Source organism: Streptomyces sp. NPDC001027 (genome assembly GCF_040299045.1).
GTDB lineage: Bacteria > Actinomycetota > Actinomycetes > Streptomycetales > Streptomycetaceae > Streptomyces.
This window is the reverse complement of sequence record NZ_JBEPBI010000186.1, coordinates 1-15,577: the sequence shown is the minus strand read 5'-3', so window position 1 is coordinate 15,577 and position 15,577 is coordinate 1. Positions and strand designations below refer to the sequence as shown.

Sequence of the window (15,577 nt, the reverse complement as noted above, 5' to 3'; positions counted from 1 at the left end):
GTCACGCGACGAGGCCGGCGCTCGCACGGCGGGAAGGGCGAGGTCGGCTCGGGCCGGGCAGCGGGTGCTCGTTAATTCGCGTGCGCCCTCCCACCGCACCGGCTAGCGTGCGTGTTCGACGCCTTCCGATGCGCTGTGCCCCGGTTACTTCATATCTGACGCGCAACACCAACCCGGTGCCACTACTGATCTCGGAAGGCGTCACCCTTCTTTTTCCGGAACGTCTCCCAAGGGACCTTCTGCATGCCCCATTTCAACCGTCAGCGGGCCAAGTCCGAAGCCAGGAACGAGATCCAGGCGGAAATACCGGGCCTGACCGCAGGCGGAGCGACGTCGTCGCTCTCCACCCACGGCCGATGGCTGTTCACACCGTCCGCCATCACGCGAAACCCGCGGCACCCGGCCGCCTTCCGGTCCCACCACGTCACCCACCAGGGCGGCGCCGGCTACGCCCGCACCCCGAAGGCGGAACTCTTCCTCCTGGCCATGGCCAACATGGCCGGCCACCAGAGCTTCTACGAGGACGCCGTCGCCCGCGACCAGCGCTACGAGCAGCTCGTGCGCACCCTCGCCGTCAGCGACCCCGAATGGACCCTCGGTCTGCTGGGCTGGCTGCGCTCCGAGGCCCACATGCGCACCGCCTCCCTCGTGGGCGCCGCCGAGTTCGTGCGGGCCAGGCTGGACGCGGGGGCCGTCGGTCACTCACGGCAGGCCGTGGCCGCCGTACTCCAACGCGCCGACGAGCCTGGCGAGTTGCTGGCCTACTGGACCTCCCGGCACGGGCGGGCGATCCCGCAGCCGCTCAAGCGCGGGATCGCCGACGCCCTACGGCGTCTCTACACCGCACGCGCGCTCCTCAAGTACGACACCTCCTCGCGCGCCTACCGCTTCGGCGACGTCGTCGAACTCACCCACCCCACCCCGGACCCCCGACGTCCCTGGCAGGGCGAGCTGTTCAGGCACGCCATCGACCGCCGCCACCGCGCCGACCGCGCCCTGCCCCCGCCCGGGCAGACGCTGCTCGCCGCACACCGGGAGCTGATGACCGTGCCCGTCGGGGACCGGCGCGCCCTGGTGACCGGGCCGGACGGCGCTGAGCGGCTCAACGCGGCCGGGATGACCTGGGAGTCGGTGGCGGGCTGGCTGCAGGGGCCGCTCGACGCGGCGGTGTGGGAGGCCCTGGTTCCCTCTATGGGGCCGATGGCCCTGGTGCGCAATCTGCGCAACTTCGACCAGGCCGGCGTGAGCGACGAGGTCGCCGCCGCGGTGGCCTCGCGGATCTCCGACCCGGACGAGGTGCGCCGCTCGCGCCAGTTCCCGTTCCGCTACCTGGCCGCGCACCGCAACACGCCCTCAGGCCGCTGGGAGGAGCCTCTGGAGGCGGCACTCGGGCATTCCCTCGCCAACGTTCCCGAACTGGCGGGCCGCACGCTGGTGCTGGTGGACCGGTCGGGCTCGATGTTCGACCTGCCCAGCGAGCACACCCAGCTCAACCGGGCCGATACGGCCGCGGTGTTCGGTACGGCGGTGGCGCTGCGGGCCGAGCAGGCCGACCTGGTGGAGTTCGGGACCGGCAGCCGTCGTATCGCCCTCACCCCGGGTGAGTCCGTGCTGCGCGTCCTGGACCGCTTCCACGACCTCGGCGGCACCGACACGGGCGCGGCGATCAGGCGGAACTACGACCGTCACGACCGGGTGGTCGTGGTGACCGACGAACAGACCGGGACGAGTCAGTGGGCCGACCCGCTGCGGGCGATCCCCTTCCACGTCCCCGTCTACACCTGGAACCTGGCGGGCTACGCCCCGGCCCATGCCCCGTCCGGCCCGCACCGCCACACCTTCGGCGGTCTGAGCGACGCCGCGTTCCGGCTGATCCCGCTCCTCGAGGCCCGCCGGGACGCACAGTGGCCGTGGGAGAGCGGCGCTTGCGAGCCCGATCCCACGTGACGCGGCCGGTGACCTGGTCGACCGGCCGTCGGACAGCGGTCGTCCAGGCACGGCGCCCGCACCCGACGGCAAAGGACCGGCGCCGACCCCGGAGAGGGGCCGGCGCCGACGGACGGTGGGTCACTTCCGCGCGTTCGGGTTCGAAGTCGTGGTGCAGGTCGTGCCGTTGAGGGCGTAGGAGCTCGGCGGAGCGGTGTCGCCGGTGTGGGTCGCCTGGTATCACCCGGAGACCAGACGGTACGGGCTGTTGCGGTCGTAGCCGTCCGGGGGGTGAGCAGCGCCGCCATGACGGCTCCCCACATCCGCACGCCCGCCCGCGGCCTCCACGGGGGCCTCTCCCCCGTCCCTTCCTGCGCCTTCGTCGCCATACGACTCCCCTTTCCTCTGTCGGATCCTCGCCGTGCACGGACAGGGGCCGGGTCACCGCGGTGCGGTCGCGGCGGCGCCGGAGGCGAACCGCCACCAGTCCATGTTGAGCAGATAGCCGCTGCCGCCGGTGAACCGGAGACAGAGATCCTGGGCGCCGGTGGCTCCGCCGACCGGGCAGGTCACCGTCGTCCACTTCTGCCAGCCGACCGGTGCCCGGCACGGCGCACCGGCCGACGACCGTGCCGTTGGCGGAGCCGAGGCGCAGTTCGACGGTTCCGCCGCTGTTGCCCGACGCGACGCGTGCGGTGAACGAGGACGCGCCCGCCCCGAAGCCCACTCCCTTGACCTTGATGTAGTCGCCGTTGTCGATCCAGCCGACGTTCATTCCGCCTTCGGCGGCCGGCTCGGTCTCGATCCCGGCCCCCAGGCGATCGTCTCGGCTTCCTGGCGGACGTACGGGTCGAGCGTGCCGGCCTGGGGCGCCCCGGCGTTCCCCGGCCGGGCGACGGACGCGGCTCCCTCATGTCCGGCTCCACTTCTGGCCGGCCCGGCCGTCGCAGGTCCACAGGACCAGCGGGGCGCCGTTCGCGGTGCCGGCCCGGTCGACGTCGAGGCACAGTCCGGACAGCGCGTTGCGGACCGACCCGTCGGAGCCGACCGTCCACTTCTGGTTGCTCTGGCCGTTGCAGGGCCAGGTGACGACCCGGGTGCCGTTGGCGGTGCCCTGGTTGTAGGCGTCCAGGCACTTGTCGCCGAAGACGCGGATCTCGCCGCCGGCCCACGTGGTCCACAGTTGGTTGGCGGCCGTGTGGCAGTCCCAGAGCAGGACGGTGGCCCCGGCCGCGGTGGAGCCGTTGTCGACGTCCACGCAGCGGCCGGAGCCGCTGCCGCGCAGCCGCGAGGTGGTGGCGGCGAGCGGAGTGCCGCCGGACACCCGGTACACCGCCACGCCGTGCGCGGGGACGCTCGCCGAGATCGCTCCGGATGTGTTCGACGTGCCGCCGGTCCACAGGTCCGTCAGAGTGAAGGACCCTCCCGAGAGGCCGACCCCGGCCGCCGTGGCGCCGACCGTCGCGGCGGCGCCGCCCCGGTTGAACAGGCCCACCGCGACGGAGCCGTCGGACAGGGGCTTGGCGAACACCTCGGTGCTGCCGTCGTCGCGCACGCGGCGCCCGCCCGCGCCCAGCGGGTCCTGGTTCACCGCCAGCAGCCTGGGATTGCGCAGGATCGCGCTCACGTCGGCCGACATGGTGCGGATGTCGTTGCCGGCCATGAGCGGGGCGCTCAGCAGCGACCACAGGGCGAAGTGGGAGCGCGACTCGGTCAGCGACAGGCCGGGCCGGCCGACGACCAGCATGTCGGGGTCGTTCCAGTGTCCCGGGCCCGACTGGGCCGCCAGCGGAGCGGTGACGTCGAGCACGTTGCCGACGCCCATCGGGTAGCTGTTGGCGTTCCCGTTCTGCCAGATGTCGAGCAGGTCCTCGGTCGTCCGCCACAGGTCGGCGACCTCACCCCAGTTGTAGTCGGCGCCGGTGATGGCGTGAAAGCTGTTGGGGTTGATGCTGTAGACGATGGGCCGCCCGGTGGCGCGCAGGGCGTTGCGCATGAGCGTGAACCGCGCGACCTGCTCGTCACGGGTGCCGCTGGAGGAGCACCAGTCGTACTTGAGGTAGTCGACGCCCCACGAGGCGAACACGGCGGCGTCCTGGGCCTCGTGCCCCCTGCTGCCCGTGGACCCCGGATAGGCGCCGCTGGTCTGGGCGCAGGTGCGGTCGCCGGGCACCTGGTAGATGCCGAACTTCAGGCCCTTGCCGTGGATGTAGTCCCCGAGCGCCTTCATCCCGCTCGGGAACTTGGTCGGACTGGCCCTCAGGTTGCTGGCCGCGTCGCGCTGCGGGTCGAACCAGCAGTCGTCGACCACCACGTACCGGTAGCCGGCGTCCCGCATGCCCGAGGACGCCATCGCGTCGGCGGCCTGGCGGACCTGCGCCTCGGTGATCCCGCACCCGAAGCTGTTCCAGCTGTTCCAGCCCAGGGGCGGGGTGAGTGCGGGGCTGCCGGGGGCGGCCGAGGCGGTGGAGTGCGCGGAAGCCGTCACGGAAGCGGTGACCGCCAACGCGGCCGCCGCGAGGAGGCGGAGGAGGCGTCCGCCTGATCGTCTGGGCACCGAGGGATCCTTTCCCGGCAGGCGTCACGACGTGTGACGCGCGGCTGTGTGAATGTCAGGGCGAACGTCAGGTTCATGACATATGAGACAGCGAGGCGAACGATTCGAAAGTTCGCATGCCGTTCGGAAAATGTGGGCCCCACGGATACTAGGGAGGCGGGCAGACATGTCAACACCTCCCGCCGCATCAACACGTTATCCGGCCGCATCATGGGGAGGAAAGCGAAATAACGCCACTTTCCGGCCATAAGGCCTCCGACTACATGGGATGGATGTCTTCGAATGTTTCGAAGTTCTGAACGATTCATGCGCGAAGGATTGACGGCGCCCGGGGGCTTCCTATCATCCTGAATGCTCGCCGCGTCGATCCTCGTTCGGCATTCCGAACAATCGGCAGCCGCCCCACACGCTCCAGCACGGCACCTCCGGACACGCCAGCCGCCCACGGCTGGGCCACAGAGGGAGTACGCCACCGATGCATATGTCATGCACTCGTCATGCCTGGTCCCGCCGCCGCGCACTGACGGCCGCCGCCGGACTGACCGCCGGCGCCCTGCTGCCTCCGGTGGGGATCCTCGGCGCCGCCCCCGCCCGAGGGGCGGGCCTCACGACCGCGGCCGCCTTCACGAACCCGGTGATCTGGCAGGACTTCGCGGACATCGACGTCATCCGCGTCGGTGACGCCTTCTACGCCTCGGCCTCGACCATGCACTACTCGCCGGGTGCACCCGTGCTGCGCTCGTACGACCTGGTGGACTGGGAGATCGCCGGCCACTCGGTGCCCGTGCTCGACTTCGGCCCCAAGTACGACCTCAACGGCGGCCGCGGCTATGTCAGAGGGATCTGGGCGTCGTCCCTGGCCTACCGGCCGAGCAACAGGACCTTCTACTGGCTCGGTCAGATCGACTTCGCGCGCACATACGTCTACACCGCCACCGCCGCCGAGGGTCCGTGGAACCGGCTGACGACGATCAACACCCCGTACTACGACGCGGGGTTGCTCGTCGACACTGACGACACCCTGTACGTGGCCTACGGGAACTCCACCGTCAACGTGGCGCAGCTGTCCGCGGACGGCCGCACCCAGATCCGTACGCAGCAGGTGTTCACCACGCCGTCGAGCGTCGGCACCCTGGAGGGCTCCCGCTTCTACAAGATCAACGGGCAGTACTACATCTTCCTGACCCGCCCCGCGAACGGCCAGTACATCCTCAGGTCGTCGAGCGGCCCCTTCGGCCCCTACACGATGCGGCAGGTCCTGCTCGACCTGCGCGGACCCATCGCCGGAGGCGGCGTCCCGCACCAGGGCGGGCTGGTGCAGACGAGCGGCGGCGCCTGGTACTACCTGGCCTTCGTCGACGCCTACCCCGGCGGCCGGATGCCCGCCCTGGCGCCGGTCGTCTGGACCGCGGACGGCTGGCCGGTGGTCCAGCTCGTCAACGGCGCGTGGGGCGCCTCGTATCCCCGCCCGGACGTGCCCCCGCCGCCCCGTCAGGTCACCCCGATGACCGGCGTGGACGCCTTCGACGGCACGAACCTCAAGCCGAGGTGGGAGTGGAACCACAATCCGGACAACTCCAAATGGTCGGTGAACGGCGGCCTGACCCTGCGGACGGCCACCGTCACCGGCGACCTGTACGCGGCCCGCAACACGCTCACCCACCGCATCCAGGGCCCCACCTCCACCGCGACGGCCGAGATCGACTTCTCGGCGATGCGCGACGGCGACCGGGCCGGACTGGCCCTGCTGCGCGACTCCTCCGCGTGGATCGGCCTCAAGCGCGACGGCGGCGTGACACGGCTCGCGATGGTCAACGGGCTCACCATGGACGGCAACTGGAACACCACCGGCACCGGCGTCGAGGTCGCGAGCGCGCGCGTGTCCGGCAGCCGGGTCCGGCTGCGCGCGACGGCGGACGTCCGGCCCGGCGCCGCACGCTCCGCGACCTTCTCCTACAGCGCCGACGGCGGCTCCTTCGTCCGCCTCGGCCCCGCCTTCTCGCTGGGCAACGACTGGCGGTTCTTCATGGGCTACCGGTTCGCGCTCTTCAACCACGCCACCCAGGCGCTCGGCGGCGCGATCCGCGTCCTGCGGTTCGAGCTGTCCACGCCCTGACGGGCTCCCACCGACCGCACCACCCAACCCCCCGCCAACCGTACGAGGAGACGCATGAACCCGCTCAAACGGCTCGGCCGCCGCCGAGCCACGGTGTCATCCCTGCTGGCCGTGACCGCTCTGGTCACGCCGGTGGCCGCGACCGCCGCCGCCCCGCCCGACGCCGTCCGGGCCTCCACGCTCGGCGCTCAAGCGGCCCAGTCGGGACGGTACTTCGGCGCCGCGGTGGCCGCCGGACGGCTCGGCGACGGCGCGTACACCTCGATCCTGGACCGAGAGTTCAACCAGGTCACACCCGAGAACGAGATGAAGTGGGACACCGTCGAGCGGTCCCGCGGCTCGTTCAACTTCGGCCCCGGCGACCAGATCGCCAACCGCGCGGCCTCGAAGGGCCAGCGTCTGCGCGGCCACACGCTGGTCTGGCACAGCCAACTGCCCGACTGGGTCAACTCCATCCGGGACGCCAACACGCTGCGCAGCGTGATGAACAACCACATCACCACCGTCGCCAACCACTACAAGGGCCGCGTCTACGCCTGGGACGTGGTCAACGAGGCCTTCGCCGACGACGGCAGCGGCCGGCACCGCCCCTCGGTGTTCCAGAACCTCCTGGGCGACAGCTTCATCGAGCAGGCGTTCCGCACCGCCCGGTCGGCGGACCCGGCGGCCAAGCTCTGCTACAACGACTACAGCATCGAGGACTGGAACTCCGCGAAGACGCAGGGCGTCTACCGCATGGTCCGCGACTTCAAGGCGCGCGGCGTGCCCATCGACTGCGTCGGCCTCCAGTCCCACTTCGGCGCCGGCGGGCCTCCCGGCGCCTTCCAGACGACGCTGTCGAACTTCGCCGCGCTCGGCGTGGACGTGCAGATCACCGAACTGGACATCGCGCAGGCGCCGGCAGGCGCCTACGCCAACACGGTGCGCGCCTGTCTGAACGTGGCGCGCTGCAAGGGCATCACCGTCTGGGGCATCCGCGACAGCGACTCCTGGCGCTCCGGCGAGAACCCGCTGCTGTTCGACCGCAGCGGCAACAAGAAGGCCGCCTACCGGTCGGCGCTGAGCGCGATGGGCGGCACGCCCGCCGCCCGCACGGCGAGCGCGCCCCGGTCCGCCGCCGCCCTGCCCTCCAGCTTCTCGTGGAGCTCCAGCGGCCCCCTGATCGCGCCGAAACCGGACTCGACCCACAACATCGCGGGCATCAAGGACCCGACGGTCGTCTACTACAACGGCAAGTACCACGTGTTCGCGAGCACCGCGCGGGCCGCCGGGTACAACCTCGTGTACCTGAGCTTCTCCGACTGGTCGCAGGCCGGTTCGGCCACCCACCACTACCTGGACCGCACGGCCATCGGCGCCGGGTACCGGGCCGCGCCGCAGGTCTTCTACAACACGCAGCAGCGCCTGTGGTACCTCGTCTACCAGACCGGCAACGCGTCGTACTCCACCAACCCCGACATCAACAACCCCAACGGGTGGAGCGCGCCGCGCAACTTCTACGCGTCGATGCCGGACATCATCAGGCGCAACATCGGCAACGGCTTCTGGGTCGACATGTGGGTGATCTGCGACAACGCCAACTGCTACCTGTTCTCGTCCGACGACAACGGGCACCTGTACCGCTCGCAGACGACCGTCGGCCAGTTCCCGAACGGGTTCACCAACACGGTCATCGCCGCGCAGGACAGCAGGAACAACCTGTTCGAGGCGAGCAACGTCTACAAGGTGCAGGGCGCCAACCAGTACCTGCTGATCGTCGAGGCGATCGGAGGGGACGGCAGGCGGTACTTCCGCTCCTGGACGTCGAACAGCCTCGCCGGCTCGTGGACGCCGCTCGCCGCGTCCGAGAACAATCCGTTCGCCCGGGCCAACAAGGTGTCCTTCCCGTCCGGCGCGTGGACCCGGGACATCAGCCACGGTGAGATGATCCGCGCCGGGTACGACCAGACGCTGACGATCCCGAGCTGCCGTCTGCAGTACCTGTACCAGGGCCTCAACCCCAACGCGAGCGGCGACTACAACAGCCTGCCGTGGCGGCTGGGCCTCCTGACCCAGACCGACTCGAGCTGCTGACCGACCGCACCCGGGGGGCGTCTCCAGCGGAGGCGCCCCTGACTCGACCCCGCCCGACGGACACTTCCCCCGACGCGGATCCGAGGGACCGTCCTGCGCCGCGGGGCCCGAGGGCGCCCCGCGGGTCACCGCGGTCACGGTGCGGCGCTCGCCCGGCCGGCCTCGCGCCGGGTGGACCGGCGAGGCAGCAGCACCGGTTGCACGAGCCGACGCCGGTTCACCCCGCGGCGGGAGTTGATGACGGAGATCAGGAGGTCGACCGCTTCGGTGCCCACGAGGTCCGGTCGCAGACCGAGGGTGGTGACGGGCGGCGCCGTGCTCGCGTACTCCGGATCCTCGCTGACGCACGCCACCAGCAGGTCCCGCGGCACCCGCAGACCGTGGCGGCGAGCGGCGGCGAGAATGTTGTGGCCGGAGTCGGAGTACACGCCGACGACGGCGTCGGGTCGCGGATCGCGGTCGAGCAGCCGGCCGACCGCCCGCTGTTCGGCCGTGAAGTAGTCGGGCAGCACGGTGTACTCCTCCACCAGGGCGGGCATGCGGTGTTCCTCGCTCCAGCACCGGTAGGCGTGCACGACCTGCTGCGGGTACGCGTCGTCGTGGACGGGCAGGGACAGTCCGATCCGCCGGGCCCCGGACTCCACCAGGTGGTCGAGCAGGAGGCGCAGGCCGCTCTCGTGGTCGGCGTCCACCCACGCGTCGCACGGGTGCGGCTGCGGCGGCCGTCCCTCGCTGACCATCGGTATGCCCCGTTCCCGCAGGATGGCGGCCACCGGGTCGTCGGCGCGCGGTTCGACGTGGATGACGCCGTCCATCGGCGTGTTGAGCCACATCCACGGTGACATCGAGCTGGGCATCGTCAGGAGCAGATAGCCGCGCTCGTGCGCAGCCGCCATGGCGCTCAGCGTCAGGGCGGCGTAGTACGGGATCTCGGTGTACGAAACGGGCAGGTCACCGTAGGTGGTCATGGTCAGGCCGAGCACGCCGGTGCTGCCGCGGGCCAGGGCACGGGCCGTGCTCGCCGGGGCGTAGCCGAGTTCGCGTGCCGTGGCCAGCACGCGCTGCCGGGTGGCCTCGGAGAGCCGTCCGGTGCCGTTGAGCGCGTTCGACACCGTGGCGGTGGACACGCCGGCCCGGGCGGCCACGGCGTCGAGGGTCGGACGCCGCCAGACGCGTGAGCTCTCCATGGGCACCCCTACCGCCGTGACCGCTCGTGGTGAAGAACTGGTCACTCGGCCCGCCGGGCGACGGCGGCCGGACGGCCGCCGGGCCGAGGGGTGATCGGATGCCGGATGTCTTCGACGGCATCCTAGGGGTGCTCCCGGAGTGCCGTCCGCCCGGCGACGCCCGGTCCGCCGGGTCGCTCACGCGACGCGGGAGCCCCACCGTCGAGGGACGGATCGAGGGACGGAACGGACGAAGGACCGGACGACGGACCGGGGACGGAACGGCTCAGTGCGTCGCGCGGCCGATGCGGGGCCACGGACGTCCGGTCATCCGCTCGATGTCGGTGTTGAACGTCTCCAGGTCGTCGATGAAGCGTTCCAGGCGCTCGGCCGTCCAGTCGCCGAGGGTCTCCATCAGTCCTGACGCCGTCCGGTCCCGCTCGGCCGTGAGGCGGCTGATCCCTTCCTCCGTGACGCGGAACTTGTGCACGGCGCTGCCGCTGGGGTCGACCGTGCGCTCGACGAGGCCGTTCCTGAGGAGGGCGGTCGTCTGGCGGTTGAGAGTGGAGGACGCGAGTCCGAACGCCTCGACGAGGTCGGGAATCGACATGGGGCCCTGGGCCTCCAGACGGCTGAGCAGGACATAGGCGCTGCGGTCGAGCCCGGCGTGCTTGCCGGGTCCCCGGGGGCCGGCCATGGTCATGTGCCGCATCAGGATGAGCAGCTCCCGCTCCATCCGCTGTGCCTGCTGTGCGTCCACCGGCGCCTCCTTCGCATTCCGTGACCGGAGCAAGCGCGCACGCCTGCCCATCGGACACGACTCCCTGTGTGCATCATACGCACGGGTAGCACTATGCCACGCTTGTGCATCATGCAATTCAAACGTATGGTGCTATCGGTGTGCACTATGCACACCCATCGGGCGGTGCGCCGCCTCATTCCCACCAGGAGCACGTCATGGAAACACCGACCGCCGTCGCCGAGGTGAGCGGGCGTGAGCCGGATTCGCCCGAGGCGGACCGGAAGCGGGAGATCGTCAAGCGGGCCTTCCTCTTCCTCATCCCCTTCCTCATGGTCACGATGATGTACGCGACCTACATGGGGACGATGCACTCACCGAAGACCCAGGACATGCCGGTCGCCGTGGTCGGCTCGGGCGCCGTGGCCGAGTCCGTCGTCGACGAGCTGAAGTCCGTCCAGGACGGCGCCGCCGATCCCCGGCCGGCAGCCGACCTCGGGACGGCGCTCGACCTGCTGAAGGACCGGGACGTCGCCGGTGTTCTGGTGATCCCCGCGGACGGCGGCAGCGAGGCGACCGTCTACACCGCTCAGGGAGCCGGCGCCTCGCAGGCGAGCACGGTCAAGCAGCTCCTCGCCCCGGTGGCGGCGGGCCACGACTGGACGACCAGGACGCAGGACGTCGCGCCGCTGCCCTCCGGCGACAGCGCGGGCATCGCCGTGCTGCTCGCCGCGATCGGCATGATCATGGTCGGGTACGTGCCGCTCAGCGGACTGATGACGGCCGCGCCCCATCTGCTCGCCCTGCGCAGATTCCTGCCGTTGCTGGCCGGCTGGGCGGTGGTGACCAGCACCGTGACCTGGCTGATCCTGGGGCCGATCGTCGGAGCGGTCGACGGTCACTACCCGGCGTTCGTCGGGATCGGCCTGCTGGCGACGGGGGCCGTCGGCATCGGCCAGCTGCTGTTCGCCAGGTTCCTGGGCGGACTGGCGCTGCTGCCCGGCATGCTGCTGTGGGTCGTCTTCGGCGTGCCCTCGTCGAACCTCGCCACGCCGATCCACTCGATGCCCGCCTTCTTCGGCTTCCTGCACGATGTGCTGCCGTTGCCGGCCGCTGGTGAGGCGCTTCGGTCGGTCCTCTACTTCGACGGCCGGGGAGTGGGCGATCACCTGCTGACACTCGCCGTCTGGATGGTCGCCGCCCTCGCGCTCGCCCTCCTGACGGAGCGGCGCAAAGGGGCCGCTCCGGCGAACGCCCCGGAGTCCGGCGACCCGGACGCGCCGCGGCCCGCGATGTCCGGCGGCCCGGTGCGCTCCAAGCGGCTGCGGTACTTCGCGGTGGCCGCCTTCCCGCTGGCCATCCTCACCGTCGTCGTCGGCATGATGAGCGCCTCCCTGCACCAGCCGCAGATCCGCGACATGCCCGTCGTGGTCGTCGGCGCGTCACAGGAACAGGCCGCGCAGGCGACCAAGGGTCTGCAGAAGGGCCTCGGCGACCTGGTCTCCCTGACCACCGCCACCTCCCTCGCCGAGGCGACCGACCAGATCCGCGAGCGCGACGTCGTCGGCGCGTACGTGCTGCCCACCGCCGAGGGCGGCGAGGCGAAGCTCTACACCTCCTCGGCGGCGGGAGCCGGACAGCACAACGCACTGCGGGGGATGTTCCAGCAGATCGCCCAGAGCCAGAAGACGCCGCTGGCAATGACCGACGTCCAACCGCTCGACGCCTCCGACTCCAACGGCAGCAACAGCATGTACGCGGCCATGTCGTGGATCATGTCCGGCTTCGTGATCATGGCGGCGCTGCGCGGCGGCGCACCGGAGATCAAGCGGCTGCGTCAGCTCCTGCCGATGACGGCCGGCTGGGCGGTGGGCATGGCCGTATGGCTCTGGGTGCTGTTCGACGTGCTGATCGGCGCGATCAACGGCCACGGCTGGGCGATGGTCGGCTTCGGAGCGCTGACGATCTTCAGCACCTCGATGTTCACCGCGGTGTTCACCCGCACGCTCGGCGTCGCCGGCGTCATCCCGGTGCTGGTGATCGCCCTGATGATGGGGGTCCCGGCCTCCGGCGGAGCCATCTCCCTCTACATGGTCCCCGACTTCTTCCGCGACCTGAACGACGTCCTGCCGCTGCCCGCCGCGGTCGACGTGGTCCGCGCCGCGATCTACTTCGACGGCGCCGGAATCGGGGGCCACCTGGCGACGATCGTCGGCTGGGGCGCGGTGTGCCTGCTGCTCAACGTGGGCATCGACCGGTGGCTGGCCCGCCGTGACCTCAAGGCCGGCGCGGCGGCGGACGGCGACTCGGGCGCCGGAACCGGAGGGGGGACCGGGCGAGCCGCCCTGGACCCGATCGGCGCCGACGACACCGCCGAGCCCTCCCGCCGTGGACGGAAGCGGGTGGCGCGCGCCCGCTATTGACCGGCCCCCGTGCTCCGCAGGGACGCGCCTGCGGGAGCGGGGCCGCCGCTCACCGCGCCCCGGTCGGGTCACCGCCCGGCGGGGCGCACCGCTGCGGGCGTCGGCATCCGCACCGACGCCCGCGGCGGGCCGGGTCAGACGGGGGTCGACGCGGACGGGGCGAAGGGCGCCCCGTGGCCCGGCACGATCAACGCCGGGCCGAGGGCCAGGACCTTCTCCCTGGCCGCCCGCAGCTGCTCGCGATCGGGCGCGAAGGGGTCGTCGGCGGGTCCCTCGGCGGTCCACCACAGATGGGTCAGGACCACCAGGCCCTCGGCGGCCGTGACCAGGGTGCTGACGTCCTCCGCGGTGTGGCCGGGGGTCGTCATGAGCGTGATCGACGGCGACAGCCGGTATCCGTCGGCGTCGCGGTCCTCCCAGACGTCGTCGCGGTAGATCGCCATGTGATCGTGGAAGCGGGCTTCGGGGAACAGGGCCGCGTTCAGCGTGTGGTCCGGGTGGTGGTGGCTGAAGATCACGTCGGTGACGTCCTGCGGGCTCAGCCCGTGGGGCGCGAGCGGGTCCAGGATGAGCCGACGGTCGGCGACCATGCCGGGATCGACGATCGCGACGGTCTCGCCGTCGACGAGCAGGGTGACGGTGCCGGCCACCCGCTCGTCGGCGTAGCCGGTGGTCAGGACGTGGAATGCGGCGGTCATGAAGGACTCCTCGGGGGACGGGTGCGGCGCGGGCCGCCGGACGTTGCGCTCACCGGGGAAGCAGCGCCCGGAAGCCGGTGAGCAGCGCGCGCAGACCGGTGTCGAAGGCGAGCTCGGCCCGGCGGTGGTCGGCGGGGGTGCCGTCGAGTACGGCGCTGAGGTGCGGCGCCGTCTCGCGGGCCACGTCGGAGACCATCACCGGCGGCGCGACGAGGTCGAGGGCCGAGCCGAGGATGAAGTTCTCCAGCGCGTTGATCAGGGGCATGACCTGGCCTGCTGCGAAGCCGGCGGCCAGCAGGAGTGCGGCGACCCTCTCGTACTTCGCGTGCATGAAGGGTTCGGCCAGCGGGGCAGTCGCGAGCAGGGGGACCGCCCCGGGGTGGGCCGCGAAGGCGGCGCGATAGGAGCGGGCCCAGGCCTCCAGGGACGGCTCCCAGGGCTGTGACGGATCCCAGTCGTCGGGTCCGGCCTCCCGGGTCAGCTCCTCTCTCATGAGCGCGACGATCTCCTCGCGACCGGACACATGGTGGTACAGCGCGGACGGAGCGACTCCGAGTTCGCGGGCCAGGGCGGGAATGCTGAGGGCGCCCTGCTCGTCGGCGACTCTCAGTGCGCCCGCGCCGATGCGCCGGCGGTCCAGCAACGGGGTGCGCGGCCTCGGCACGTGGGCTCCTCTTCCTGGGGCTCCCGGGCGGCGGCGTCGCCACCCGCGTGTCGCCGTCCGGAGTTTACCGAATGGCTTTCAGTAAAACGCCTCCCGGGCGTCCGCACGCGGCCTGCATCGTCGCAGCCGAAACCGAATCGATGGCTGGACAGGGCCGTCCCCCACCGTCCCGTCGTGCGACGATGGCCTCTCGGTCGGTCCACGTCGGCGCCAAGGTGCTCGGCGCCCTGCTGATCGCGGAGACCGCCGTCCTGGCGCTGCTCGCCGGCGCGATCCTCCTCGAGGGCGGCGCGAATGGCCTGAGCCTTGCCTCTTTCGCCCCCTCCCATGTCCTGACCTCGCAGATGAGCGCATCGCTGGGACTCGCCGTGGCCGCCTTCATCGGGTTTGAGGCCACCGCCCTCTACCGCGAGGAGGCCCGTGACCCCGACCGCACCGTGCCCCGTGCCACCTACCTGGCCGTCGGGTTCCTCGGCCTGTTCTACACGTTCGTCGTCTGGGTCATCGTCCAGGCCTTCGGCGACGCCGGGGCCGTCGGAGCCGCGGCGCAGAACCCGGCCGAGATGTTCTTCACCGCCATGACCTGTTACGTGGGCGGCTGGGCCACGGACCTGCAGCGCGTGCTGATCGTCAGCAGCCTGCTGGCCTCCCTCCTCGCCTTCCACAACGCCGTCACCCGGTACGGCTACGCACTGTCCGCCGAAGGGGTCGCCCCCGCGGCCCTCGGCCGCATCCATCCCCGGCACGGCTCCCCCTGGGTCTCCGGCATCGCGCAGACCGCGCTGGCGGTCACCGTCACGGCCGTGTTCGCCGCGATCGGCGTGCACCCGTACAACGAGTTCCTGCTGTGGGTGAACACCCCCGGCGTCGTCGGCATCCTCGCGCTGCAGACCCTCGCGGCCTGCGCCGTGGCCGCCTTCTTCCGCCGCGGCCCCGGCGCCCACAGGGTGGGACGGCTGCGCACGGCCGTCGCACCGGTGGCCGCCGCGCTCCTCCTCGCCGCGATCACCGGGCTGGTCTGCACACGTCTCAGTCTCTTCACCGGCGCCGCACCGCTCGTCAACTGGACGCTGATCGCGCTCACCCCACTCGTCTTCGCGACCGGGGTGCTCCTCGCCCTGCGGATCCGCCGCAACCGGCCCGACGTCTACGCCGGGCTCGCCGCCACCGACGTGGACTGCGTGTGACGGAGTGCGCGAGGCCCCGCCGCGGGAC

At 71.4% G+C, this 15,577-nt stretch carries 10 protein-coding genes and 2 pseudogenes; 5 read left to right on the top strand and 7 right to left on the bottom strand.

The window, feature by feature from the left end:
* The first annotated feature begins 243 nt into the window (after positions 1-243).
* Positions 244-1,947 (top strand): TROVE domain-containing protein, encoded by a 1,704-nt coding sequence (locus ABT300_RS32790; protein WP_351683482.1) that lies wholly within the window; start codon positions 244-246, stop codon positions 1,945-1,947.
* Between the two features lie 420 nt (positions 1,948-2,367).
* Here the strand turns inward: ABT300_RS32790 and ABT300_RS32785 are convergent.
* The 3 genes and pseudogenes from ABT300_RS32785 to ABT300_RS32775 all read right to left on the bottom strand — a co-directional run.
* Positions 2,368-2,511: pseudogene (locus ABT300_RS32785) on the bottom strand (carbohydrate-binding protein); the annotation flags it as partial.
* Positions 2,512-2,584: 73 nt separating this feature from the next.
* Positions 2,585-2,701, bottom strand: a pseudogene (locus ABT300_RS32780) (carbohydrate-binding protein); the annotation flags it as partial.
* 135 nt (positions 2,702-2,836) lie between these two features.
* Entirely contained in the window at positions 2,837-4,483 is a 1,647-nt protein-coding gene (locus ABT300_RS32775) for a glycoside hydrolase family 27 protein (protein ID WP_351683479.1), read from the bottom strand.
* 481 nt (positions 4,484-4,964) lie between these two features.
* Between ABT300_RS32775 and ABT300_RS32770 the strand changes: the two genes are divergently transcribed.
* Together ABT300_RS32770 and ABT300_RS32765 are read left to right on the top strand one after the other, a co-directional pair.
* Positions 4,965-6,599, top strand: coding sequence for a glycoside hydrolase family 43 protein (locus ABT300_RS32770; RefSeq protein ID WP_502978043.1), 1,635 nt, complete (start codon positions 4,965-4,967; stop codon positions 6,597-6,599).
* Positions 6,600-6,653: 54 nt separating this feature from the next.
* Positions 6,654-8,672, top strand: a complete 2,019-nt coding sequence (locus ABT300_RS32765) for a glycoside hydrolase (RefSeq protein ID WP_351683474.1) — start codon at positions 6,654-6,656, stop codon at positions 8,670-8,672.
* A gap of 134 nt (positions 8,673-8,806) precedes the next feature.
* On the opposite strand, the gene ABT300_RS32760 is transcribed toward ABT300_RS32765, so the two are convergent.
* A complete protein-coding gene (locus ABT300_RS32760) occupies positions 8,807-9,859 on the bottom strand; it encodes a LacI family DNA-binding transcriptional regulator (RefSeq protein ID WP_351683471.1) in 1,053 nt (350 codons plus the stop codon).
* 265 nt (positions 9,860-10,124) lie between these two features.
* Complete coding sequence (locus ABT300_RS32755) at positions 10,125-10,598, bottom strand: MarR family winged helix-turn-helix transcriptional regulator (RefSeq protein WP_351683468.1); 474 nt, start codon at positions 10,596-10,598, stop codon at positions 10,125-10,127.
* Positions 10,599-10,795: 197 nt separating this feature from the next.
* Between ABT300_RS32755 and ABT300_RS32750 the strand changes: the two genes are divergently transcribed.
* Positions 10,796-13,000, top strand: coding sequence for an ABC transporter permease (locus ABT300_RS32750; protein WP_351683466.1), 2,205 nt, complete (start codon positions 10,796-10,798; stop codon positions 12,998-13,000).
* 134 nt (positions 13,001-13,134) lie between these two features.
* Here the strand turns inward: ABT300_RS32750 and ABT300_RS32745 are convergent, their stop codons facing one another.
* Both ABT300_RS32745 and ABT300_RS32740 read right to left on the bottom strand, forming a co-directional pair.
* Positions 13,135-13,698, bottom strand: a complete 564-nt coding sequence (locus ABT300_RS32745) for an MBL fold metallo-hydrolase (protein ID WP_351683463.1) — start codon at positions 13,696-13,698, stop codon at positions 13,135-13,137.
* A gap of 49 nt (positions 13,699-13,747) precedes the next feature.
* A complete protein-coding gene (locus tag ABT300_RS32740) occupies positions 13,748-14,362 on the bottom strand; it encodes a TetR/AcrR family transcriptional regulator (RefSeq protein WP_351683461.1) in 615 nt (204 codons plus the stop codon).
* 182 nt (positions 14,363-14,544) lie between these two features.
* Between ABT300_RS32740 and ABT300_RS32735 the strand changes: the two genes are divergently transcribed.
* Positions 14,545-15,549 carry an APC family permease gene (locus tag ABT300_RS32735; RefSeq protein WP_351683459.1) on the top strand — a complete coding sequence of 335 codons (1,005 nt, stop codon included), beginning with the start codon at positions 14,545-14,547 and terminating at the stop codon, positions 15,547-15,549.
* The last annotated feature ends 28 nt before the right edge of the window (positions 15,550-15,577 follow it).